Source organism: Pseudomonas sp. N-137 (assembly GCF_034555295.1).
GTDB classification, from domain to species: domain Bacteria; phylum Pseudomonadota; class Gammaproteobacteria; order Pseudomonadales; family Pseudomonadaceae; genus Aquipseudomonas; species Aquipseudomonas rhizophila.
Genome location: NZ_JAXUDQ010000010.1, coordinates 225695 through 249557 on the forward strand (window position 1 = coordinate 225695; position 23863 = coordinate 249557).

Here is a 23863-nt window from a genome sequence, read left to right on the forward strand (position 1 = left end):
CATCCAATATCAATGTCGCCTGACACTCCGCTATCGCGAGCAGGCTCGCTCCCACAGGGAAATTCATCTACTTCAAGTATGGTGCAGCACCACAAATCCATTGTGAGAGCGAGCCTGCTCGCGATGGGGCCGGCACATCCAACATCAATGTCGCCTGACACTCCGCCTTCGCGAGCAAGCCCGCTCCCACATTTAAATCTTCAGCTCAGCCCCAGTTCTCGCCAGATTCGCAGCACCTGCCTGCGCTCATCCACAAACTGGTCGCCTGTAATCACCCCGGCGTCTTTCTGTAGAGCCTGGCGGTGGGCGGCTGAGCGGTAGGCTTTGTAGGCCTCGCGCAGCAGGGTAGCGTCTTCGACCGGCATCAGCCCGACGTCCTGCAACCCTTCCAGAATGCGGATGTTATCGGTGTAGCGCAGCAGCGACGGGTGCTCCTCGGACCACGCCAGGGCCGCGTATTGCACCATAAATTCAATGTCGACGATACCTCCGGCATCCTGCTTGAGGTCGAACGGCGCGGTGGCTTCAAAGGCATTTGCTGCGGTTCCGGCAGCGGTGACCTTGCTGCCGAGGTTATCGCGCATCTTGGCGCGCATCTCGCTGACTTCCTGGCGCAGCGTCGACAAATCACGCTTGCGCCCCAGCACCTGGGCACGAACCTTCTCGAACGCCTGACCCACGTCCTGACTGCCCACCAGCACCCGAGCCCGCACCAAAGCCTGATGCTCCCAAGTCCAGGCCTCGTTCTCCTGATAGCGTGCAAAAGCCCCGAGGGAGCTGACCAGCAACCCCGACGCCCCGGACGGCCGCAAGCGCATGTCCACTTCGTAGAGCTGTCCAGAGTTGGTCTGGGCCGTCAGCAAATGGATGATTCGCTGGCCGAGCCGGGTGAAAAACTGCGCGCCGTCGATGGGTTTCGGGCCATCGGTTTCCGCCTGCGGATCGCCATCGTGGATGAACACCAGATCCAGGTCGGAACCATGCCCCAATTCCAGACCGCCGACTTTCCCATAACCGACAATGATGAACCCCGGATCGCACAGGCTGCCGTCAGTGCGCAGCGGCACGCCATACTTGGCCACGGTCTGGCGCCAGGCCAGGGCCAGCACTTGTTCAAGAATTGCTTCGGCGAGCCAGGTCAGGTAATCGCTGACTTTCATCAACGGCAGGCTGCCGGCGATTTCCGAGGCGGCCACCCGCAAACGGTGCGCGAGCTTGAAATGCCGCAGGGCCTCCATCTGCTGCTCGAGATCATCCTCGGGGATGCGTGTCAGGCGTTCACGCAACTCCGCCGCCAGTTCCGGCGCCAGGGGGGGCTTGAAAAGTCGCCCCTCGTTGAGCAATTCATCGAGCAACAGGGGAAAGCGGGTGATCTGCTCGGCAATCCACGGGCTCGCCGCGCACAGCGTCAGCAGGCGTCGCAGGGCGCCGGGATTTTCCGTCAGCAGCACCAGATAGGCCGATCGGCGCGCCACGGCTTCCACCAGCGGCAATACGCGCTCAAGCACCAGGTCCGGATTGGCATGCTCCACCGCCTGGGCCAACAGGCGCGGAATGAATGCATCCAGACGCTCGCGCCCCAGACGCTGCATGGCGCGCAATTGCGCACTGCCGCGCAGGGCGGCCAGGGCTTTGAGCGCCTTGGGTGCGTCGGCGAAGCCGCCCTCCTCCAGTTGACGACACGCCGCCCCTTCATCCTGGCTGTCTTCCCACAGCGGCAACCATTCGCCGCCCACCGTCACTTCGCTTTCGCCGTCCTGCTCTTCATCCGGGTCGGCGATGACCTGGCCGAAGTGCCAGGCTACGCGACCGCGCCAGTACATCAATTGCTCATGGAAGGCCGCCCAGTCGGCAAAACCCAGCATGAACGCGATGCGCGCCTGATCCTGCGGGGTGTCCGGCAGCATCTGGGTCTGGCGGTCGGCGATGGCCTGGATCGCGTGTTCGGTGTAACGCAAGAATTCATAACCCTGGCGCAGCTCATCGACCACCTTGGCCGGCAGATAGCCCTGGCCTTCCAGGGTCGCCAGCACTTTCAACAGCGGGCGCTGCTGCAAACTCAAGTCACGACCGCCATGGATCAACTGGAACGCCTGGGCAATGAACTCCACCTCGCGGATGCCGCCCGAACCCAGCTTGATGTTGTCGGCCATGCCCTTGCGCCGCACTTCCTGCTGGATCAACTGCTTCATGGTGCGCAGCGCTTCGATGGCGGAAAAATCCAGGTAACGGCGATAAACGAACGGACGCAGCATGTCGAGCAGTTGCGCGCCGGCCCCCTGGTCTCCCGCCACCACCCGCGCCTTGATCATCGCGTAGCGTTCCCAGTCACGACCCTGGTCCTGGTAATACTGCTCCAGCGCGTTGAAACTCAGCACCAGCGCTCCGGCCGAACCATAGGGGCGCAGGCGCATGTCGACGCGAAATACGAAGCCGTCGACGGTCATCGGGTCCAGGGCCTTGATCAGGCGCTGCCCCACACGAATGAAAAACTCCTGGTTATCCAGTGCCCGCTTGGCGCCAACGGTCTCGCCGCCCTCGGGGTAGGCGAAAATCAGATCGATGTCCGACGACAGGTTCAGCTCCACCGCACCAAGCTTGCCCATGCCCAGGATAACCATGTGCTGCGGTTCACCGCTGCGCCGCCCGGTAGGCGTACCGAATTGCTGACTATGGCGCTGGTACAGCCATTGATAGGCCTGGTCGATGCAGGTATCGGCCATGTCGGAGAGATCGCGACAGGTCTGGACCAGGTCGGCCTGGCGGGTCAGGTCGCGCCAGATGATCCGCACCTGTTGGCGGCTGCGCTGGCGACGCAGGATGCGACCCAGTTCGTCTTCAGTCTCGGCGGCCTGGACGGCTGCGCCAATCTGAGCGCACATTTCGCCGGGAGCCAGGTGGCGGTCCAGTTCGCCGCTGCGCACCAGTTCCAGCAACATAGAGGGGTCACGAACACTCTGCTCGATAAAAAAATCACTGGCGGCGGCGACACGGTTGAACTCGCTCCAGCGTTCGGGCGCCCAGGTGGACAGCCCGTGGTCGTCGTCCAGGGAAGCGACCGCCGCACGGAACGACTGCTCGGCACGACTGACCAATGACTGGAGAATTGCCGGAACTTCGGTAAGCGGGGGCAGGCTCATGGTCTATCCTTGATCGGCGCGGGGAAAGGCTGGATGTAGTGTTTTTTCAACTGCCACTACCTGATCGACTGTCGAACAAAGATGATAAATAGCTGAAAATCTGATTTTATTGGCAGCCGACATCAAGTTTTTACCTGTACGAGTTGGCTAACGACCAACAGTAACGATTATTCTCACAACGAAACGAGGGGCCATAAGCCGCTCATGTGTAGTTTTACTACTCGTCTATACATTCGAAAGGCTGAAACGGCCGACGATTTGTAGTAAAACTACACGCCGCCGAAACAACCTTCGGCAATCCAAGAATTTATACCGTCTGCCCACAAGGCCAGTCGCAAACTCAGGCAACCGATTCTGGTAGCCTTTCCGCCCTGGAGCAAGCCATGCAAGACCTCGATCCCGTCGAAACCCAGGAATGGCTGGACGCCCTGGAATCGGTTCTCGACAAAGAAGGCGAAGACCGTGCTCACTATCTGATGACCCGTATGGGCGAACTCGCAACCCGCAGCGGTTCGCAATTGCCTTACGCCATCACCACGCCATACCGCAACACAATCCCCGTTACCCACGAAGCACGCATGCCCGGCGACCTGTTCATGGAACGCCGCATTCGCTCGCTGGTACGCTGGAACGCGATGGCCATGGTGATGCGTACGAACCTGAAAGATTCTGACCTGGGCGGTCACATCTCCAGCTTCGCCTCCAGCGCAACCTTGTACGACATCGGCTTCAACTATTTCTTCCAGGCCCCGACCGACGAACACGGCGGCGACCTGATCTACTTCCAGGGCCACACCTCGCCAGGCGTTTACGCCCGTGCATTCATGGAAGGCCGCATCAGCGAAGAGCAGATGAACAACTTCCGCCAGGAAGTGGATGGTCAGGGCCTGTCGTCCTACCCGCACCCTTGGCTGATGCCTGATTTCTGGCAGTTCCCGACGGTATCCATGGGTCTGGGCCCGATCCAGGCCATCTACCAGGCGCGTTTCATGAAGTACCTGGAAGCCCGTGGCTTCATTCCCGAAGGCAAGCAGAAAGTCTGGTGCTTCCTGGGCGACGGCGAGTGCGACGAGCCGGAATCCCTGGGCGCGATCTCCCTGGCTGGCCGCGAGAAGCTGGACAACCTGATCTTCGTCATCAACTGCAACCTGCAGCGCCTCGACGGCCCCGTTCGCGGCAACGGCAAGATCATCCAGGAACTCGAAGGCGTGTTCCGTGGCGCCCAGTGGAATGTGACCAAAGTCATCTGGGGCCGTTTCTGGGACCCACTGCTGGCCAAGGACGTCGACGGCATCCTGCAGCGCCGCATGGACGAAGTCATCGACGGCGAATACCAGAACTACAAGGCCAAGGACGGCGCGTTCGTCCGTGAGCACTTCTTCAACACGCCTGAACTCAAGGCAATGGTTGCCGATCTGTCCGACGACGAGATCTGGAAGCTCAACCGTGGCGGCCACGACCCGTACAAGGTCTACGCGGCGTACCACGAAGCAGTCAACCACAAGGAACAACCGACCGTCATCCTGGCCAAGACCATCAAGGGTTATGGCACCGGTGCCGGCGAAGCGAAAAACACTGCGCACAACACCAAGAAAGTCGACGTCGACAGCCTGAAGTTGTTCCGCGACCGCTTCGACATCCCGGTCAAGGACGAGGAACTGGAAAACCTGCCGTTCTTCAAGCCGGAGCCCAACAGCGCCGAAGCCCGCTACCTGAGCGAGCGTCGCACCGCACTGGGTGGTTTCGTGCCCCAGCGCCGCGCCCAGAGCTTCAGCGTGCCGACCCCATCGCTCGATACCCTCAAGGCGATCCTTGACGGCTCGGGCGACCGTGAAATCTCCACCACCATGGCCTTCGTGCGGATCCTCGCGCAATTGGTCAAGGACAAGGAAATCGGCCCGCGCATCGTTCCAATCATCCCGGACGAAGCCCGTACCTTCGGTATGGAAGGCATGTTCCGTCAGTTGGGCATCTACTCCTCCGTCGGCCAGCTCTACGAGCCAGTCGATAAAGACCAGGTGATGTTCTACAAGGAAGACAAGAAGGGCCAGATCCTCGAAGAAGGCATCAACGAAGCAGGCGCCATGAGCTCCTTCATCGCTGCCGGTACTTCGTACTCCAGCCACAACCAGCCGATGCTGCCGTTCTACATCTTCTATTCGATGTTCGGTTTCCAGCGTATCGGCGACCTGGCCTGGGCCGCTGGCGACAGCCGGACCCGTGGCTTCCTGATCGGCGGTACCGCCGGCCGGACCACGCTCAACGGCGAAGGCCTGCAACACGAAGACGGTCACAGCCACATCCTGGCTGCCACCATCCCGAACTGCCGCACCTTTGATCCAACCTACGGCTACGAGCTGGCGGTGATCATCCAGGACGGCATGAAGAAGATGACCGAAGAGCAACAGGACGTCTTCTACTACATCACCGTGATGAACGAATCCTACCAGCAGCCAGCCATGCCGGCCGGCGTGGAGGAAGGCATCATCAAGGGCATGTACCTGCTCGAAGAAGACACCCGCGAAGCGGCGCACCACGTCCAGCTGATGGGCTCCGGCACCATCCTGCGCGAAGTGCGTGAAGCAGCGAAGATCCTGCGTGAAGAGTTCAACGTCGGCGCTGACGTGTGGAGCGTTACCAGCTTCAACGAACTGCGTCGCGATGGCCTGGCCGTGGAGCGCAGCAACCGTCTGCACCCGGGCCAGAAGCCGAAACTGAGCTACGTCGAAGAATGCCTGAACGGCCGCAAAGGTCCGGTCATCGCTTCTACCGACTACATGAAACTGTTCGCCGAGCAGATCCGTCAGTGGGTTCCTTCCAAGGAATTCAAGGTGCTGGGCACCGACGGTTTCGGCCGTAGCGACAGCCGCAAGAAGCTGCGTCACTTCTTCGAAGTCGACCGTAAGTTCGTTGTGTTGGCAGCCCTGGAAGCCCTGGCTGACCGTGGCGATATCGAACCCAAGGTGGTGGCCGAGGCCATCGTCAAGTTCGGCATCGATCCGGAAAAACGCAACCCACTGGACTGCTGAGGAGAATTTCCGTGAGCGAACTCATTCGCGTACCTGACATCGGCAGCGGTGAAGGTGAAGTAATTGAACTGTTTGTGAAGGTCGGCGACCGTATCGAAGCCGAGCAGAGCATCCTGACGCTTGAATCGGACAAGGCCAGCATGGAAGTGCCTGCGCCGAAGGCCGGTATCGTCAAAAGCCTGAAAGTGAAGCTAGGCGATCGCCTGAAAGAAGGCGACGAACTGCTGGAGCTGGAAGTCGAGGGCGCCGCTGCGGCGCCTGAGGCGGCGGCTCCTGCTGCCCCGGCGGCGGCTGAAAAGCCTGCCGCCGCACCGGTTGCCGAGGCGGCTCCCGCCCCTGCCGCCGCGCCTGCCGCAGCCACGGTCCAGGACATTCATGTTCCGGACATTGGCTCCTCGGGCAAGGCCAAGATCATCGAAGTGCTGGTCAAGGTCGGCGACACCGTCGAAGCCGACCAGTCGCTGATCACCCTGGAATCCGACAAAGCCAGCATGGAAATCCCGTCGCCGGCCGCCGGCGTGGTGGAAAGCGTCGAGATCAAGCTGGAAGACGAAGTGGGCACCGGCGACCTGATCCTGAAGCTGAAAGTGGCCGGTGCTGCGGCACCTGCTGCCCCAGCCCAGGCTGCTGCGCCTGCCGCCAAGGCCGAAGCCGCTCCAGCTCCGGCTCCGGCTGCCGCGCCTGCCGCCAAGGCCGAGACAGCTCCTGCTCCTGCTCCTGCCGCCACACCTGCACCCAGCGGTGCCAAGGTGCATGCCGGCCCTGCGGTGCGTCAGCTGGCCCGTGAATTTGGTGTCGAGCTGTCCGCCGTCAGCCCAAGCGGCCCACACGGTCGCGTGCTGAAAGAAGACGTGCAGACTTACGTCAAGGCCATGATGCAGAAGGCCAAGAACGCTCCGGCCGAAGGTGCTACCGGTGGTGCGGGCATCCCGCCGATCCCGGCAGTGGATTTCAGCCGCTTCGGTGAAACCGAAGAAGTGGCAATGACTCGCCTGATGCAAATCGGCGCGTCGAGTCTGCATCGCAGCTGGCTGAACATTCCGCACGTGACTCAGTTCGACCAGGCCGACATCACCGAACTGGAAGCTTTCCGCGTCGCGCAGAAAGCCGTGGCCGAGAAGGCTGGCGTCAAGCTGACCGTGCTGCCACTGCTGCTCAAGGCCTGTGCGCACCTGCTCAAGGAATTGCCGGACTTCAACAGCTCGCTGGCCCCAAGCGGCAAGGCTGTCATTCGCAAGAAATACGTGCACATCGGGTTTGCCGTCGACACCCCGGAAGGCCTGCTGGTACCGGTCATCCGCAACGTCGACCAGAAGAGCCTGCTGCAACTGGCTGGCGAAGCCGCTGCCCTGGCCGAAAAAGCCCGGAGCAAAAAGCTCACCGCCGACGACATGCAGGGTGCCTGCTTCACCATTTCCAGCCTCGGCCACATTGGCGGTACCGGCTTCACGCCGATCGTCAACGCGCCGGAAGTGGCGATCCTGGGGGTCTCCAAAGCCACCATCCAGCCCGTCTGGGACGGTAAAGCCTTCCAGCCGAAGCTGATGCTGCCACTGTCGCTGTCCTACGATCACCGTGTGATCAACGGCGCCGCCGCTGCACGCTTCACCAAGCGTCTGAGCGACCTGCTGGGCGACATCCGTACCATCTTGCTGTAACACCGGGCGGCCCTCCCCACGGAGGGCCCTTCGGACCGCTGTTTTCCGAGCGCCACGCTCGTACCTCAACCCCGCCCGTTTGGCGGGGCTTTTTTTTGCCTGAAATAAAGTCGAACTTGCAGAGCAGCCCGTTCCAGGGCCCAACTTTCCGACTGCACTCCACCTAGATGACTACGTCATCTATTGGACGTTTCCCACAACTCACGCCCCCTCCCCTATCAATATTTATCCCATGCATCGCTTTAGGATGAGTTCAGGGAAGCCATTAACCACTTACCTCAAAAAATCTAAAAAAACTTTAACTTCGAATGGACTCGAATGATGTTCAAACCCACTGTTGGCCCTATTGTCGGCCACACGACACCTCATCACACGCGGATATTCCTGCGAGGGGATAACGATAAGAACAGCCTGGTATTCGCCGCCATCCGTTACCGGCGCCAGGGAGATTCAATCTGGTCGAAAGGACACTTTGTTCAGTTGCATGCTTACCGCGACATGTCCGATGTCATCGTATTGAAGAACCTTCAGGCCGATACCGTCTATGAATACCAAGCCGGCTGGTTCAGCCGCCTGAGCCCTACTCATACAATCGAAACCGTCCAGGAACTGCCGCTGCAATGGCCTCGGGATATTTATCAGATGCGCACGCCGTCCAGCAAAACCAGTGCGCCGCGCAGCTATATCGTGGGTTCCTGCCGCTACCTGCGGGTGACGGCCGGCGTCCCCTCCAGACCTGAACTGGGCGACCGGACTTTCGCTGGCATCAACCGCATCGTGGCCCAGGCCGACCCGCCGATCAGTGCTGTAGTGATGACCGGCGACCAGGTTTATCTAGACGATTTGAATATTGTCGCCCCGGACCGGAACCCAAAGGATATTCTTTTCAAATACCGCACCGCCTTTTCCCAGCCGCATATTAGAAAGTTGATGGCGGGAACACCGAGCTACATGATTCTCGACGATCATGAAATCAAAGATAATTGGCCTGCTAGCAAGAAAAAAGGCGACGAAAACTTTTATGCCAATGCCATGGACGCCTATGCGCTTTATCAAGCCAGCCATAGTCCGGCACATGAACTATCAAGTGACGGAACATTAAGCAAACCATTGAGACAATGTTGGTATCAGTTCGCTCACGGCGATATCGAATGGTTCGTCACCGACAGTCGGACCCAGCGCAATCTGTCGGCGGATGATCGACGTATCCTGGATCAAGCGCAGGAACGATCGCTGATCAAATGGCTGGTCAACAGTCCGGCGCGGGTCAAGTTCATCGTGACCGGCGTGATGTTCTACCCGGACCGCAAGCTCAATACCTCGGACGCCTGGCAGGCCTTCCCGGAACAGCGTCTGCGCCTGCTGGAAACCGTTCGCCGCCATCGGATCAAGAACGTTATTTTCGTGTCCGGCGACGTCCATGGCTCTCTCACCAGTCGCCTGAGTCACAGCCAGGACCCTGACTTCGAGGTACATACCATCGTTTCCTCGCCGTTTTGCAACAGCAAACTGCTTCCTTATGCCAGCGCCGCGAGTTTTATTTTTGGTGATGCCATGGCTCGGACGCCCAGCGGGGACTATCGCTATGGGTTGAGCGGCAAGGTCATCAGCCAGGACAACTTCGCCCACCTGAAAGTCACGGCGCAGAGCGTTCAGGTCACGTTTCACGACCGTGATGGCAGCCCATTACATACAGTAGATATCCCGCTGCGCTGACGGGTGGTATAACCACCCATGCCGTCTGATCGGCGGGCGACTGGAGAAATCCCTTCGTCGGCCGATAAAAGGTTTATAGCACTTGGCCTTCATCTCTCTTGTCAGCCAGTGCCGCAATGATGCAACCTTGCGGCAGTCCGTAATAACGAGGGCGTCAGCCCGGCGCGATCAGCATTTTCGAAGCGAGTTTCCCCATGAAAAGCCAACCCGATGCCGCCAGCCGTATGGCGGCCGAGGTAGTGACGCAGTTACCGGTGCCCTCGCGGCTCGGCATGCTGCGTTTCGAACGGCTGAATGAAGCAAGCTGGGCGCTGCTGTTCCTCGACCCCAACTGCGAGCGTTACTTCGGTCTGCCGGCCGTTGAGCTTTGCTCGCTGGTCAGTTCGCCCTACGCCAGCCTGATGGAGCCCGAAGCGCGCTATCAACTCCACGATGCGATCCAGCAGCAGTTGGCCCAGGCCCCGCATTACCTGATCCGCTACACGCTCCACACCGCCAAGGGCGCCATGAATATGCTGGAAATGGGCGAGCCCTATAAACAGCACAATCGCCATCTACTACGCGGCTACCTGCTGGCCGTGGACGATTTGCTGGCAAGCGAGCCGTCGATGCCGGCCCTGGACCTGGAAACTCAAAACTCGCGCCTGCAAATTGCCCTGGAACTGAACCAGCGCGCCCAGCAGGAGCAGCTGCAACACCTGGACCGGGTGCGCGCCCAGCAGGACCTGATCCTGCTGCTGACCCGCCAGCGCTACAGCGCCAACAATTCCCTGCAGGAAGCCGCCGAGCTCATCACCCGCAGCGCCTGCGACATCTACCAGATTGATTGCGCCAGCATCTGGAACCTGGAAGATGGCCAGTTGGTGCCGATTTCGGCTTATAACCGCGCCTCCCAAGACTACTTTCTGCCGGACGTGATCAACGCCAACGAGTTTCCTGACTACATGGAGGCGCTGCAGACCTGCCGCGCCATCGACGCGCACAATGCGATGCGCGACCCGCGTACCCGGGAAATGGCCGCAAGCCTGCGCACCCGTGAAGTCAACGCCATGCTCGACGCCAGCGTTCGTATCGACGGCCAGGTGGTGGGCGTACTGTGCCTGGAGCAGATAGGCGTCACCCGCGCCTGGCAGTCCGACGAGATCGCCTTTGCCGGTGAACTGGCTGACCAGTTCGCCCAGGTCATCAACAACCACAACCGCCGGACCGCCACCAACGCCCTGCACTTGTTCCAGCGCGCCGTGGAGCAGAGCGCCAACGCGTTCCTGCTGGTCAATTGCGACGGCGTGGTGGAATACGTCAACCCCAGCTTCACCGCCATCACCCAATATTCCACCGAGGAAGTCCACGGCCAGCGCCTGTCGGAACTACCGGCCCTGGAAAACCTCAGCGAGCTGCTGTTCGATGCACCGTCGGCCCTGGCCCAGAGCAATAGCTGGCAAGGTGAATTCAAGAGCCGACGCAAGAATCTGGAACCCTACTGGGGCCAATTGTCGATTTCCAAGGTCTATGGCGATAACCGTGAACTGACCCACTACATCGGCATTTACGAAGACATCACCCAGACCAAACTGGCCCAGCAGCGCATCGAGCGCCTGGCCTACACCGACAACCTGACCAACCTGGGCAACCGCCCGGCGTTCATCCGCAACCTCGATGAGCGCTTTGCCCGGGACAGCGATTCGCCCATCAGCCTGTTGCTGGTGGACATCGACAACTTCAAGCGCATCAATGACAGCCTCGGCCATCAGACCGGCGACAAGCTGCTGATCAGCCTGGCCCGCCGCCTGCGCAACAGCCTGAGCCCCAGCGGCAGCCTGGCACGGTTCGCCAGTAATGAATTCGCCGTACTGCTGGACGACACCGACCTGGAGGCCGGGCAGCAGATCGCCAGCCAGTTGCTGATGACGCTCGACAAGCCGATGTTCGTCGATAACCAGCTGATCAGCGTGACCGGCTCCGTGGGCCTGGCCTGCGCGCCACTGCACGGCCGCGACCCCCAGACCCTGATGCGCAACGCCGGACTCGCCCTGCACAAGGCCAAAGCCAACGGCAAGCATCAGGTCCAGGTATTCACCGAGGCGCTGAACGCCGAGGCCAGCTACAAGCTGTTCGTGGAAAACAACCTGCGCCGCGCCTTGACCCAGAACGAGCTGGACGTGTTCTACCAGCCAAAACTGTGCCTGCGCAGCGGTCGCTTGCTGGGCATGGAGGCGCTGCTGCGCTGGAACCATCCCGAGAAGGGCATGATTCGCCCGGATCAGTTCATCAGCGTGGCCGAAGAAACCGGCCTGATCATCCCCATCGGCAAATGGATCGCCCGTCAGGCATGCCGCATGAGCAAGCAATTGACCGCCGCCGGCCTGGGCAACCTGCAAGTGGCGATCAACCTCTCGCCCAAGCAGTTCTCCGACCCGGACCTGGTCGCCTCGATCGCCAGCATCCTCAAGGAAGAACAACTGCCGGCCCGCCTGCTGGAACTGGAACTGACCGAAGGTCTGCTGCTGGAGGCCACCGAAGACACCCACCTGCAGCTCGACCAACTCAAGCGCCTGGGCCTGACCCTGGCCATGGACGACTTCGGCACCGGTTACTCATCCCTGAGTTACCTGAAAAAATTCCCGATCGACATCATCAAGATCGATCGCAGCTTCATCCACGAGATCCCGGACAACCAGGACGACATGGAAATCACTTCCGCGGTGATCGCCATGGCCCACAACCTGAAACTCAAGGTGGTGGCCGAAGGTATCGAAACCGCACAGCAACTGGCGTTCCTGCGGCGCCACCGCTGCGACGTCGGCCAGGGCTACCTGTTCGACCGACCGATCCCCGGCGCGGAGCTGATCGAGAAGCTCAAGCGTTATCCGCGCGGCCCAATTGCCTGACAAGCGGTGTAACACTCGGGCACACTGACGGTCTCATTGCTTACATTCGCTCAACTCAATCTGACTGAGAGGACTGATGATGGTCTTGCGCTCGGAAATCCTGGTGAACAAAAACGTGCTCCCTACTCAAGAACAAGCTCTGCCTGGCCGCGAAACCCCAATGACCGTGCCGGAAAAACACTTCGTCCACGATGCGCCGCTGCTGGGTCCGTTTGCCATGGACGTGGATTTCGCGATCTTCGGCCTGGGCTGTTTCTGGGGCGCGGAACGCAAGTTCTGGCAGCGCGAAGGCGTGGTCAGTACAGCGGTGGGTTACGCCGGTGGTTTTACGCCGAACCCGACGTACGAAGAAGTCTGCTCGGGCCTTACCGGCCACAGCGAAGTGGTCCTGGTGGTCTACGAGCCAGAAAAAGTCAGCTACGAGCAGCTTCTGAAGATGTTCTGGGAGCTGCACAATCCGACCCAGGGCATGCGCCAGGGCAATGACATCGGCACCCAGTACCGCTCGGTGATCTATGCCACCAACCCAACCCAACTGGCTGCCGCCAAGCACAGCGCGCAAGTATTTCAGGCTGAATTGACCAAGGCCGGTAAAGGCGTCATTACCACCGAAATCGAAGAAGCCCCGACGTTCTTCTTCGCCGAGGCTTATCACCAGCAATACCTGGCGAAGAACCCTGAAGGTTATTGCGGAATTGGCGGTACGGGCGTGACTTGCCCGATCTGACTTTTTGCCGCTGAAAAGCTTCGCGAGCAAGCCCGCGCCCACATTGGTCAGGCTCAGAACCCTGTGGGAGCGGGCTTGCTCGCGAAGGCGCCCTATCAGACGGTATCAATGCATCTGATCAGCTTTCAGCGATCAACCAATCCATCTGCCAGCCGCCCTGGGTCTGCCCAAGCTTCTTCGACAACCAAGGCAGCAGCTCGCGCAATTCCTCCTCCAGCCCCCATGGCGGATTGGCAATCGCCAAGCCGGAGCCGTTCAGGCTATTGGGCGTGGCCAGCGGATGCACCAGCAATTCCACTCGCAACAATTTCGGCGCACCGGTGCCGGCCAAGTCCTGGTAGAAGCGGCGCAACATCCGCTGGTCTTTCACCGGGTACCAGATTGCTGCCACTGTCTGGCGCATCCGACCGATGGCCTCCTTGAGTGACGCGGCGCAGCGTTGCATCTCATCAAGCTGCTCAAAGGGCGGATCGATCAACATCAGGCCGCGCTTTTCCGCCACCGGCAGCAGCGCCCGGGGCACATGCCAGCCTTCGCCCAGGTGCACCGCCACGCGACGATCGCCTTTCATGTTGTCCTTGAGCAGCACACCGTCTTCTGGATGTTTTTCGTTCAGAAGTACCCGATCCTGTGGACGGGTCAGGCGCCGCGCCAGTTCCGGTGACCCCGGGTAGTAACGCAACTGCCCGTCCGGGTTCATTTCGTGCAGCACTTTCATGTAGTCGGCGGTCAGCGCGGGCAGATCCTCCTGGCCCCACAACCGCGCTATGCCTTCAAGGTATTCGCCGGTACGATTGGCCTGGTCGCCCTGCAAGTCGTACAGCCCGATGCCCGCATGGGTATCGAGATAGGCGAAGGGCTGCTCCTTGCGCGACATCAAAGCGATGAGACGGGTCAAGGTCAGGTGTTTGAACACATCGGCGTGATTGCCGGCGTGGAAGGCGTGGCGATAATTCATGGCGGCTCCTGCGAAGGCCGAGGAGTTTACCTTGAAGCGCGCCCAACGTCAGGGGGTCGCAGCCGAGCGGACGGGCCGTGACCACACCCGGTGGTCATCTGCCCAATTCCTGCATCAAGTATTCTTGCAGGGGGGCTTTTGGCCCATGAACCATCCCTGGCTCCCCAAGAAAATGCCTGATCTTGCAGCGCAGGATGCTCTCGTCGGCCTGTTCGAACAGATACGGATGCTCTTCGCTCAACCACTTGAGCAGGTTATTGAGCAGACAGTCCGTCGTATCCCCGGCCAGTTCCTGCAACAACAGCGCAGGCACTTCCCACCAGGGGAACGCCCGGGCCGGGCGCAGGGCATTTCCCGGGATCTCGAAAGACCGACCGTTGATCAGGCAACGGCTGATGGCGGGCAACAGCTGGCCGACCTCCACCGCATCCGATCGCAGGATCGGCTGGATAAAACGCCCATCCCAAAAGCGGAAAAAGACCGACTTGCCACCGGGCAGCAGAACCTGGGTGAGCCCGCACAGATGTTCGGCAAGGCTTTGCTGGCTGCAAGCGGTCACCGCCAGCCAGCCCCAATCAAGCGAGTCGGTCGTCGCGACCCAGTCAAGAAACTCGCTGTCCGGGGCGACAGCTCCGACATAGGGCATGACCGTTTCCCAGTCGGCGTAAGGCGTATCGGCCCAGATCGGGCTGGGCGCCACCGTCATCGAACGCCTCCAGGTCATCAGCGGCCCGGCGGTGCTGGCGCTGCTGAAAATGGCGTAGAGCTGCTCGGATGCCTGCAAGGGGTGTTGCTCAAGCCAGGCGCGGGGAGATTGACCGGTACTCATGGACGCTCCTGGACACCAGCCCGCCTGGGCATCACCGGCAATGGTTCGCAGACGCCTTCTTTGCAACGCTCACACTCCTCACAGAATGGCGCCTGGCCCTGCAGGCTGAAAACTTGCGCGAGGGAAAGTTGCGCGGCTGCGGCCGCGACAAGTGTTTCGGGACAGCCGGGTAAACCTGGCGCGGCACTCCTGGCCGTCATCGGTGCCCCACCCACCTGGATCGGCACGCTGCTGAAGATTCCCCCAGCCCCGATGTTGATCCAATGCCCACCGGCCTGAATGGTCGCGCTGACGCCGCCATCCAGCACCACTTGCTGCCCGGCGCTGACGTGAAATTGCTGGGTGGCATTGAGGGCCTGACTGGTTACCCGAATATGCCGCTCGCCGGCCACCACCAGATGATCATCCTGCCTGACCTCAACCTGGCGCTGACCATGGGTGATGCGCAACTCATCGGCCTTGAGCTCATGCCGCGCGGTGCCGGTGACGACGATGCTGCGTTCGTGATCAACCTGAACCCGCTGATCATGTAGCACATGCTGGGTCCAGTTGCGTTGAGCCCGCAGGTAAATCTCCTCGGCGCCCTGGCGATCCTCGATGCGCAATTCGTTATAACCGCCCCCGCCAGGGCTGCTCTGGCTGCGCAATATGCTGCGGGTTTTATCGGCCGGCAGGTCCAGGGGCACCGGGGTCGCGCCGTTCGGCAGGCAGCCCACGACCAATGGCTTGTCCACATCACCGTCGATGAAACCCACCAGCACCTCCATGCCGACCCGGGGAATCATCACGCTGCCATAGCGATCATGGGCCCAACCCGTGGCCACCCGTAGCCAGCAACTGGAGTGCTCGTCGCGCTGACCGTGGCGATCCCAGATCAGTTGCACCTTGACCCGTCCGTATTCGTCGCAATGGATCTCGCTGTCCACCGGCCCCGTCACCACCGCCGACTGATAACCGTGGGCGGCTGGCTTTTGGTGGGACAGGGGCGGACGAAAGAAAACATCCCACGGGATGGCGAGGAACGTATTGCTGTAGCCCTGGAACTCATCCGGGCTGTCACTGACCGTTTCCTCCAGCACTTGTGGCTGGCGACCATGGTGGGTGACTTGCGTGAGCAGCCAGAGATCGTTCCATTGCGCTCGGGGATGCCCGTTGATTTGGAGGAAGTGCCCACTGACGAGTGCGCATTGGTCGCTGCGCCCCTCGGCCAGACGGTGGTCGGCGCCATGGCGCTCCAGTGCGCGCCGGGTAAGGTGCCGGCCATGGTCGCGATCGGAAAACCGGCCGGGGTAGTGATACGCCTCCAGAGCCGGTTGCTGCTGACTGTCCAGACTGGTTTGCAACAGCAGACCGGGCTTTTGAAAATCGTAGTCACGCAGCGTCACCGCCGTGGTCCGGGTCTGTAGACGCACAGCCAGGCGCTTGATCGCCGGCTCGCTGGCGGCCATGCCACTGCCGGGCAGATACAACGTCGACTCGGGCAGGCGAGGAAACACCGTCTGGTCGTCACCGAACACCAACAGATGGCCGTCGCGGCTGTGCCGGAAGTGATAATGGATCCCGGCCTCGGCGCAGATCCGCCCGATGAAGGCCAGGTCGCTTTCACCAAACTGCACACAGTATTCGCGTTCGGGGTATTGCCCACCGAGGTTGAACTGGAACGCGTCACCCTGAATCCCGTGATCCGTCAGGATCAGGGTAATGATTGCCGGCACGCTCAGGTGCTGGAAAATCCGCTGGTTGATTCGATGGTCCAGGTAAGCCAGGCGTGGTACCAGTCTGATCTGGTAACGGGTCAAGCGCTTGCCCGAGTCGCCTTGGGCCGCGCTATAAACCTGGCCGTGTATGCCCCGCCCCTGATCATCAAAAGCCAGAAAGGCCTGACGATGCAGGAGGTCTTCCAGCGCCAGATCCGGCCGCTCACTGACCAGTTCCAGATCAAAGCAATAGGGTTGACTGATGGCTTCCTTGCCCCTGAACTCAAGCACCTTGAGTTCATTCGGCCCGCTGTCGAGTGCCAGGGTGAAACGTGGTTGGTTGGCAGGCGCGAACATCCGATGTGCCTCTGCTGAATAAAAGCGGGCGATTCTGCATGAGCACCAGGGAGAGTTGATCGGACCTCAGGAAAAACAGAATTGCCTTACATTCAAGGAGATTAAAGCCGCATTGTCCGCTGCGTTTTCCGACAGACATTCCGCGCATGGTGGTGACCGAAGTCGCCGCAGGAAACAATCAGCAAATTCCTACAACCTGACGGCCTCAGGACCGCACTGGGCCGTGCTAACGTCCTTTCGTCGCAAAAAAGCAAAGGACGCAACCCATGACGACTCGCTACGCAAAAATCGCAATGACCCTGGCTCTCGCCGCTTTCGCCTTGCTGACCGTGTTCAACAACATCACGGACTACCATTCCAACTTCAATTTCGTCCATCACGTGCTGAGTATGGACACCACCTTTCCCGACAATGCCGCGCGCTATCGCGCCATCGACCAGCCTTGGGCATGGCACGGCGCCTACTGGCTGATCATCCTTGGCGAAGCGCTCACCGCAGGCTTGCTGGGCTATGGCGCGCTCGAACTATGGCAGGCACGTAAAACCCCGAGCGTGGTTTTCGCTCAGGCCAAACGCTGCGCCATCATCGGTTTGACGGTGGGTTTCTTCGTCTGGTTCTTTGGCTTCATGGTCGTCGGCGGGGAATGGTTTCTGATGTGGCAATCAGAAATCTGGAATGGCCAGGACGCAGCCTTCAGGTTCTACATGGCGCTACTGGGCGTGCTGATATTTCTCAATCAGCCCGACACAGAGCTGGACTGATGCCCATAAAAAACGGCCCGTCTCCATGGGAGGACGGGCCGTTTCTCTATTCAGAAGCTTCGCGCGAGCCGTCAAGGCCTCGCTGGAGGTCTTACTGGTTCAGGCGGAAATCTTTCTCAGCCGCTTCGAAGCGCTGCAGCATACCGGCGGTAGGCGAGCCCATCTTGCTGACGAAGTAGATAGCCAGGCTGGCGAAGATGAAGCCTGGGATGATTTCGTACAGGCCCAGCAGCTCGAAGTGTTTCCAGACGATCACGGTGATCGCCCCCACCAGGATGCCTGCCAGCGCGCCGTTACGGGTCATGTTTTTCCAGATCACCGAGATCAGGACAACAGGACCGAAGGCAGCACCGAAACCGGCCCAAGCGTAGCTCACCAGACCCAGGACACGGTTCTCCGGGTTGGCAGCCAGGAAGATGGCAACCACTGCCACCAGCAACACCATGGCGCGGCCGACCCAGACCAGCTCCAACTGGGAAGCATGCTTGCGCAGGAAAGCCTTGTAGAAGTCTTCGGTCAGGGCACTGGAGCACACCAGCAACTGGCAGCTCAGGGTGCTCATGACAGCTGCCAGGATCGCCGACAGCAGCACACCGGCCACCCATGGGTTGAACAGCAGCTTGGCCAGCTCGATGAACACACGCTCAGGGTTCTCGGTCACGGGGCCGGCCACTTCCGGGTGCGCCGAGAAGTAAGCGATACCGAAGAAGCCGACAGCCACGGTGCCGCCCAGGCAGAGAATCATCCAGGCCATCGAGATACGACGAGCCTTGGCGATGGACTTGACCGAGTCAGCAGCCATGAAACGCGCCAGGATGTGCGGCTGGCCGAAGTAGCCCAGGCCCCAGCCCATCAGCGAGATCACGCCGATGAACGTGGTGTTTTTCAGCATGTCGAAAGCAGTAGGATCTTTCGCTTCGATGGCCAGGAACGTGGTGTCCACGCCGCCGGTCGCCAGCAGCACGATGATCGGCGTGAGGATCAGCGCGAAGATCATCAGGGTCGCTTGTACGGTGTCGGTCCAGCTCACGGCCAGGAAGCCACCAATGAAGGTGTAGGCAATGGTTGCCGCCGCACCGGCCCACAGCGCTGTCTCGTAGGACATGCCGAAGGTGCTTTCAAACAGACGGGCACCGGCCACGATGCCGGAAGCGCAGTAGATGGTGAAGAACACCAGGATCACCACCGCAGAGATGATCCGCAGCAGGCCGCTGGTATCTTCAAAACGGCTGGAGAAGTAATCCGGCAGTGTCAGCGCGTCACCGTTGTGCTCGGTCTGTACCCGCAGGCGACCGGCCACGAACAGCCAGTTCAGGTAGGCACCGATGATCAGGCCGATGGCGATCCAGCCTTCCGACAGGCCGGACATGTAGATAGCACCGGGCAAGCCCATCAACAGCCAGCCGCTCATGTCGGAGGCACCGGCGGACAATGCAGTCACGACGCTGCCCAGGCTGCGACCGCCCAGGATGTAATCGGAAAGGTTATTGGTGGAGCGATAAGCCATCAGGCCGATCAGGACCATTACAGCGATATAGATCACGAAAGTGATCAGGGTGGGATTACTAACACTCATGAGTTACGCCCTGGCTTTGTTTTTATGTAGCGGTGGCAGTAGGAAGCGTCGACAAGACAACCATAGACCTTGCTTGACGTTTCCAGGACCCGCGAATTTATGACTGATGTTTCCCCAGGAAAGCCATCAGCCGATGCCCCTCGGCTTCGAGCCGGTTGCACCTTGGCGACGAATGCTATTCAACAAATGAAATAAGGTGCAACCAGTTTCGCTCGATTCAGTTGCACCCAGTCGGTTTTTTCGCCAAATGACCGTTTTTTGCTCCCTTTTAGTGCGATATCAACCTTTGGCTAGAAGCCAATGCACTAAGCAGAAGCACCGCTCACGCCGCGAATTTTGCTTTCCTGATGAGCTGCTTATTTTTTCGACGAAAAAAGGTTGCACCCGGTTGCACCTCGGCCAGCTCGCAGCTAATCTTGCCGCCAGCTGATGCCACGCAATACGTGGTAAACATGAGGATAAAAATATGGCTACCACCACCCTTGGGGTCAAACTCGATGACCCAACCCGCGAACGCCTCAAGGCGGCCGCAACCTCGATTGATCGCACGCCCCACTGGCTGATCAAGCAGGCAATTTTCAATTACCTGGAAAAACTCGAGGGTGGTGCAACCCTGACCGAACTGAACGGTTCGACTCGCGCCGACAACGATGAAGCCGGCGACGTCCAGGTCGACCACGCGCACCAGTGCTTCCTGGAGTTTGCCGAAAGCATTTTGCCGCAATCGGTCCTGCGCGCCTCTATCACCGCCGCTTACCGTCGTCCGGAACCGGAAGTGGTGCCGATGCTGATCGAGCAGGCGCGCCTGCCGGCCGACATGGCCGAAGCCACCAACAAACTGGCCTCCTCGATTGCTGAAAAACTGCGCAACCAGAAGAGTGCCGGCGGCCGTGCCGGTATTGTTCAGGGGCTGTTGCAGGAGTTTTCCCTGTCGTCCCAGGAAGGCGTGGCGCTGATGTGCCTGGCCGAGGCGCTGCTGCGTATCCCGGACAAAGGTACTCGCGACGCACTGATCCGCGACAAGATCAGCACCGGCAACTGGCACCCGCACCTGGGCAACAGCCCATCGCTGTTCGTCAACGCCGCCACTTGGGGCCTGCTGCTGACCGGCAAACTGGTCGCCACCCATAATGAAGCGGGCCTGACTTCCTCCCTGAGCCGCATCATTGGCAAGAGTGGCGAGCCGATGATCCGCAAGGGCGTCGACATGGCCATGCGCCTGATGGGCGAGCAGTTCGTCACCGGTGAAACCATCGCCGAAGCCCTGGCCAACGCCAACAAATTCGAGACCAAGGGTTTCCGCTATTCCTACGACATGCTGGGTGAAGCCGCACTCACCGAGCATGACGCCCAGAAGTACCTGGCCTCGTACGAACAAGCCATCCACTCGATCGGCAAGGCGTCCCACGGCCGCGGGATTTATGAAGGTCCGGGCATTTCCATCAAGCTCTCGGCCCTGCACCCCCGCTACAGCCGCGCCCAGTACGAGCGCGTCATGGAAGAGCTGTACCCGCGCCTGCTGTCGCTGACCCTGCTGGCCAAGCAATACGACATCGGTTTGAACATCGACGCCGAAGAAGCCGACCGCCTCGAACTGTCCCTGGACCTGCTGGAACGCCTGTGCTTCGAACCACAGCTGACCGGCTGGAACGGCATTGGCTTCGTGATCCAGGCGTACCAGAAGCGTTGCCCGTACGTGATCGACTACGTCATCGATCTGGCCCGCCGCAGCCGTCACCGCCTGATGATCCGCCTGGTGAAAGGCGCCTACTGGGACAGCGAGATCAAGCGCGCCCAGGTCGAAGGCCTGGAAGGCTATCCGGTCTACACCCGCAAGGTGTACACCGACGTTTCCTACATCGCCTGCGCCCGCAAACTGCTGTCGGTGCCGGAAGCTATCTACCCGCAATTCGCCACGCACAACGCCCATACCCTGTCGGCCATCTACCACATCGCCGGTCAGAACTATTACCCGGGCCAGTATGAGTTCCAGTGCCTGCACGGCATGGGTGAACCGCTGTACGAGCAGGTTGTAGGCAAAGTCTCCGAAGGCAAGTTGAACCGTCCGTGCCGCGTGTACGCTCCGGTCGGCACCCACGAGACACTGCTGGCTTATCTGGTTCGTCGCCTGTTGGAAAACGGTGCCAACACCTCGTTCGTCAACCGCATCGCCGACCAGTCCATTTCCATTCAGGAGCTGGTGGCCGATCCGGTTGCCAGCATCGAGCAGATGGCAACCCTGGAAGGCGGCTTCGGCCTGCCGCACCCGCGTATCCCACTGCCGCGTGACCTGTATGGCAGCGAACGCGCCAACTCCAGCGGCATCGACCTGGCCAACGAACATCGCCTGGCCTCGCTGTCCTGCGCCCTGCTGGCCACCGCCCATAACAACTGGAAAGCCGCGCCGATGCTCGGTTGCGCAGCCAGCGAAGAAACACCGGCACCGGTGCTGAACCCGTCCGATCACCGTGACGTGGTCGGCCATGTGCAGGAAGCCACGGTCGCTGACGTCGACAACGCCATCCAGTGCGCCCTCAACGCGGCGCCGATCTGGCAGGCCACGCCACCGGCCGAGCGCGCTGCGATCCTGGAGCGCGCCGCCGACCTGATGGAAGGCGAGATCCAGCCGTTGATGGGCCTGCTGGCCCGCGAAGCCGGCAAGACCTTCGCCAACGCCATCGCCGAAGTGCGTGAAGCCGTGGACTTCCTGCGTTACTACGCAGTGCAGGCCCGCAACGACTTCACCAACGATGCCCACCGCCCACTGGGCCCGGTGGTCTGCATCAGCCCGTGGAACTTCCCGCTGGCGATTTTCAGCGGACAAGTGGCCGCCGCGCTGGCCGCCGGTAACCCGGTACTGGCCAAGCCTGCCGAGCAGACGCCGTTGGTGGCTGCGCAAGCCGTGCGCCTGATGCTCGAAGCCGGCATTCCGGAAGGCGTTCTGCAACTGCTGCCGGGCCGTGGCGAAACCGTCGGTGCCCGCCTGGTGGGTGATGATCGGGTCAAAGGCGTGATGTTCACCGGCTCCACCGAAGTCGCTCGTCTGTTGCAGCGCAACATCGCCGGGCGCCTGGACAACCAGGGGCGTCCGATCCCGCTGATCGCCGAAACCGGTGGCCAGAACGCGATGATCGTCGACTCCTCGGCCCTGACCGAACAAGTGGTCATCGACGTGGTGTCTTCGGCATTCGACAGCGCCGGCCAGCGTTGCTCCGCTTTGCGGGTCCTGTGCTTGCAGGAAGACTCGGCCGACCGCGTCATCGAAATGCTCAAGGGTGCCATGGCTGAATCGCGTCTCGGCAACCCGGAGCGTCTGTCGGTAGACATCGGCCCGGTGATCGATGCTGAAGCCAAGGCCGGTATCGAGAAACACATCCAGGCCATGCGCGACAAAGGTCGCACCGTGTACCAGATGGCAATCGCCGACAGCGCCGAGTGCAAACGCGGCACGTTTGTGATGCCGACCCTGATCGAGCTGGAAAGCTTCGACGAGCTGCAGCGTGAGATCTTTGGTCCGGTGCTGCACGTAGTGCGCTACAAGCGCAAGGAACTGGATCAACTGATCAACCAGATCAATGCCTCCGGTTATGGCTTGACCCTGGGCGTACACACCCGCATCGACGAGACCATCGCCAAGGTGATCGATAACGTCCATGCCGGTAACGTCTATGTGAACCGCAACATCGTGGGTGCCGTGGTCGGCGTGCAACCGTTCGGTGGCGAAGGCCTGTCGGGCACCGGTCCCAAGGCCGGTGGTCCGCTGTACCTGTACCGCCTGCTGTCGACACGGCCTACCGATGCGATCCAGCAGTCGTTCGTCCGTGACGACGCCCTCAACGCGCCAGACCTGCGCTTGCGTGACGCCATGAGCAAGCCGCTGACCGCCCTGCAAGCCTGGGCAGACAGCCAGAAACTCGCCGAATTGAGCGCCCTGTGCGTACAGTTCGCGGCTCAGTCGCAAAGCGGTATCACCCGCCAACTGACCGGCCCGACCGGCGAACGCAACAGCTACGCCATTCTGCCCCGCGAGCACGTGCTGTGCCTGGCGGACGTAGAGGGCGATCTGCTGACGCAACTGGCCGCGGTGCTGGCGGTAGGCGGCTCGGCTGTTTGGCCGGAAACCGACACCAGCAAAGCTCTGTTCGCACGCTTGCCGAAAGAAATTCAAGCGCGCATCCAGCGGGTTTCCGACTGGGCCAAGGACGAAGTGGCTTACGACGCCGTCCTGCATCATGGCGACTCGGATCAACTGCGCAGCGTTTGCCAGCAAGTGGCCAAGCGTGCCGGCGCCATTGTCGGAGTCCAGGGCTTGTCCCAGGGCGAAACCAACATCGCACTGGAGCGCCTGGTGATCGAACGGGCGTTGAGCGTCAACACCGCTGCGGCGGGTGGCAACGCCAGCCTGATGACCATCGGCTAAACCGCTGTAGACCAGGCATCTGCAATGGGTGCCTGGTCATCGAAATCCCTGTGGGAGCGAGCCTGCTCGCGATAGCGGTGGATCAGTCGACAACATTCCTGACTGAC

The 23863-nt window shown here is 60.7% G+C and carries 12 protein-coding genes; 7 read left to right on the top strand and 5 right to left on the bottom strand.

The genetic code is table 11. The annotated features are described in order from the left end of the window. Positions 1 to 200: 200 nt before the first annotated feature. On the bottom strand, positions 201 to 3140 hold the full coding sequence (gene glnE / locus T3A99_RS10585) for a bifunctional [glutamate--ammonia ligase]-adenylyl-L-tyrosine phosphorylase/[glutamate--ammonia-ligase] adenylyltransferase (RefSeq protein ID WP_322834281.1): 2940 nt from the start codon (positions 3138 to 3140) through the stop codon (positions 201 to 203). 383 nt (positions 3141 to 3523) lie between these two features. Between glnE and aceE the strand changes: the two genes are divergently transcribed. From aceE to msrA, 5 genes are all read left to right on the top strand, one after another. Beyond that, positions 3524 to 6169: a pyruvate dehydrogenase (acetyl-transferring), homodimeric type gene (gene aceE / locus T3A99_RS10590; protein WP_047225912.1), complete on the top strand. Its 2646-nt coding sequence runs from the start codon at positions 3524 to 3526 to the stop codon at positions 6167 to 6169. A gap of 11 nt (positions 6170 to 6180) precedes the next feature. After that, complete coding sequence (aceF, locus tag T3A99_RS10595) at positions 6181 to 7827, top strand: dihydrolipoyllysine-residue acetyltransferase (RefSeq protein WP_322834282.1); 1647 nt, start codon at positions 6181 to 6183, stop codon at positions 7825 to 7827. A 321-nt stretch (positions 7828 to 8148) separates the two neighbouring features. Further along, entirely contained in the window at positions 8149 to 9543 is a 1395-nt protein-coding gene (locus T3A99_RS10600; protein WP_322834283.1) for an alkaline phosphatase D family protein, read from the top strand. Between the two features lie 194 nt (positions 9544 to 9737). Beyond that, positions 9738 to 12431, top strand: coding sequence for a putative bifunctional diguanylate cyclase/phosphodiesterase (locus T3A99_RS10605; RefSeq protein WP_047225915.1), 2694 nt, complete (start codon positions 9738 to 9740; stop codon positions 12429 to 12431). A gap of 79 nt (positions 12432 to 12510) precedes the next feature. Further along, positions 12511 to 13158 carry a peptide-methionine (S)-S-oxide reductase MsrA gene (gene msrA / locus T3A99_RS10610; RefSeq protein WP_047226186.1) on the top strand — a complete coding sequence of 216 codons (648 nt, stop codon included), beginning with the start codon at positions 12511 to 12513 and terminating at the stop codon, positions 13156 to 13158. Positions 13159 to 13276: 118 nt separating this feature from the next. Here the strand turns inward: msrA and T3A99_RS10615 are convergent, their stop codons facing one another. The 3 genes from T3A99_RS10615 to T3A99_RS10625 form a co-directional block, all read right to left on the bottom strand. After that, positions 13277 to 14116, bottom strand: coding sequence for a 23S rRNA (adenine(2030)-N(6))-methyltransferase RlmJ (locus T3A99_RS10615; RefSeq protein ID WP_076382940.1), 840 nt, complete (start codon positions 14114 to 14116; stop codon positions 13277 to 13279). A gap of 94 nt (positions 14117 to 14210) precedes the next feature. Then, the gene (locus tag T3A99_RS10620; protein WP_322834284.1) at positions 14211 to 14945 is read right to left on the bottom strand and encodes a DUF4123 domain-containing protein; all 735 of its coding nucleotides are present in this window, start codon (positions 14943 to 14945) and stop codon (positions 14211 to 14213) included. Then, on the bottom strand, positions 14942 to 16999 hold the full coding sequence (locus T3A99_RS10625) for a type VI secretion system tip protein VgrG (RefSeq protein WP_322834285.1): 2058 nt from the start codon (positions 16997 to 16999) through the stop codon (positions 14942 to 14944). Before T3A99_RS10625 ends, T3A99_RS10620 begins: the two co-directional genes overlap by 4 nt. Before the next feature lie 266 nt (positions 17000 to 17265). Between T3A99_RS10625 and T3A99_RS10630 the strand changes: the two genes are divergently transcribed. Further along, the gene (locus tag T3A99_RS10630) at positions 17266 to 17760 is read left to right on the top strand and encodes a DUF2165 family protein (protein WP_076382946.1); all 495 of its coding nucleotides are present in this window, start codon (positions 17266 to 17268) and stop codon (positions 17758 to 17760) included. Between the two features lie 91 nt (positions 17761 to 17851). Here T3A99_RS10630 and putP read toward each other — a convergent pair whose 3' ends face one another. Further along, positions 17852 to 19336, bottom strand: coding sequence for a sodium/proline symporter PutP (putP, locus tag T3A99_RS10635; RefSeq protein WP_047225920.1), 1485 nt, complete (start codon positions 19334 to 19336; stop codon positions 17852 to 17854). Between the two features lie 466 nt (positions 19337 to 19802). Between putP and putA the strand changes: the two genes are divergently transcribed. Beyond that, the gene (gene putA, locus T3A99_RS10640; protein WP_076382950.1) at positions 19803 to 23756 is read left to right on the top strand and encodes a trifunctional transcriptional regulator/proline dehydrogenase/L-glutamate gamma-semialdehyde dehydrogenase; all 3954 of its coding nucleotides are present in this window, start codon (positions 19803 to 19805) and stop codon (positions 23754 to 23756) included. Positions 23757 to 23863: the final 107 nt, after the last annotated feature.

Excerpts from the sequence above, each read along its gene's own strand:
- T3A99_RS10620 (WP_322834284.1), bottom strand. The coding sequence starts at position 14,945 with ATGAGTACCGGTCAATCTCCCCGCGCCTGGCTTGAGCAACACCCCTTG.
- T3A99_RS10605 (WP_047225915.1), top strand. The coding sequence starts at position 9,738 with ATGAAAAGCCAACCCGATGCCGCCAGCCGTATGGCGGCCGAGGTAGTG.
- msrA (WP_047226186.1), top strand. The coding sequence starts at position 12,511 with ATGGTCTTGCGCTCGGAAATCCTGGTGAACAAAAACGTGCTCCCTACT.
- T3A99_RS10625 (WP_322834285.1), bottom strand. The coding sequence starts at position 16,999 with ATGTTCGCGCCTGCCAACCAACCACGTTTCACCCTGGCACTCGACAGC.
- T3A99_RS10615 (WP_076382940.1), bottom strand. The coding sequence starts at position 14,116 with ATGAATTATCGCCACGCCTTCCACGCCGGCAATCACGCCGATGTGTTC.
- glnE (WP_322834281.1), bottom strand. The coding sequence starts at position 3,140 with ATGAGCCTGCCCCCGCTTACCGAAGTTCCGGCAATTCTCCAGTCATTG.
- T3A99_RS10630 (WP_076382946.1), top strand. The coding sequence starts at position 17,266 with ATGACGACTCGCTACGCAAAAATCGCAATGACCCTGGCTCTCGCCGCT.
- putP (WP_047225920.1), bottom strand. The coding sequence starts at position 19,336 with ATGAGTGTTAGTAATCCCACCCTGATCACTTTCGTGATCTATATCGCT.
- putA (WP_076382950.1), top strand. The coding sequence starts at position 19,803 with ATGGCTACCACCACCCTTGGGGTCAAACTCGATGACCCAACCCGCGAA.
- T3A99_RS10600 (WP_322834283.1), top strand. The coding sequence starts at position 8,149 with ATGTTCAAACCCACTGTTGGCCCTATTGTCGGCCACACGACACCTCAT.
- aceE (WP_047225912.1), top strand. The coding sequence starts at position 3,524 with ATGCAAGACCTCGATCCCGTCGAAACCCAGGAATGGCTGGACGCCCTG.